Source organism: Pseudoalteromonas sp. NFXS53 (assembly GCF_056629255.1).
Window position 1 is genome coordinate 1 of record NZ_JBWVBR010000047.1, and the last position, 866, is coordinate 866.

At 42.3% G+C, this 866-nt stretch carries 3 tRNA genes; 1 reads left to right on the forward strand and 2 read right to left on the reverse strand.

Annotated elements, in window-relative coordinates:
• Together AC1HJP_RS21120 and AC1HJP_RS21125 are read right to left on the reverse strand one after the other, a co-directional pair.
• Positions 1-76 (reverse strand) — tRNA-Glu (locus AC1HJP_RS21120).
• Positions 77-115: 39 nt separating this feature from the next.
• Positions 116-191: transfer RNA gene (locus AC1HJP_RS21125), tRNA-Ala, on the reverse strand.
• Between the two features lie 602 nt (positions 192-793).
• Here AC1HJP_RS21125 and AC1HJP_RS21130 point away from each other — a divergent pair.
• A tRNA-Val gene (locus AC1HJP_RS21130) sits at positions 794-866 on the forward strand.

The window sequence follows — 866 nt, forward strand, 5'->3', positions numbered from 1 at the left end:
TGGCGTCCCCTAGGGGATTCGAACCCCTGTTACCGCCGTGAAAGGGCGGTGTCCTAGGCCTCTAGACGAAGGGGACACAAAACTGTGTTCTCTAGGACAATTGCACTTAGAAGATTGGTGGAGCTATGCGGGATCGAACCGCAGACCTCCTCGCTGCCAGCGAGGCGCTCTCCCAGCTGAGCTATAGCCCCTTACCTTGGGCTTATCTAACCTTTCAGTTAGTCACCTGTATCGCTGAGTGCGGGGCGCATTCTATGCACCCGCAAAATTAAAGTCAACATTTTTTCTTTAACTTTTTACTGTTCGCTTTAAAAAACAGCAAACAGGCGCATATATAATCACAACAACCGTTTTTAGGCAACTAAACACTCTCTATATCATCACCATAGCACTCAAATTGCTTTGTTTTACTCTCTGTTGCACTCAGTGATTAACAAGAGCTATGGCATTTTGTTTTTCACCTTGGTATTTCAACTGATGTAAAGCATCTAAAATTAGCTTTTTTGAATAAGTTTAGAGGGTTTTATTGTAATTTAAGCTGCTCAGACAACCCTTAGATCAAATTACTAATATCAGGGGTTTTAATCTTGGTTCATTTTCAATAAGGCAGCTTTTCTTGGCTTTTTAAGATTTTTTAACGTGAAAACACACTTGCTATATAATGAAGAACAATTGCAATTTGATGATAAAACCCGCAGACAGACCAAAATTGTAAATTCAGCTATTGACTCTGTTGCAAGTCTCCCTATAATACCGCTCCACAACGACACGGTAACGTGTTGTTTTTAGATATGGGTCGTTAGCTCAGTTGGGAGAGCATCGCCCTTACAAGGCGAGGGTCACTGGTTCAAGTCCAGTACGACCCA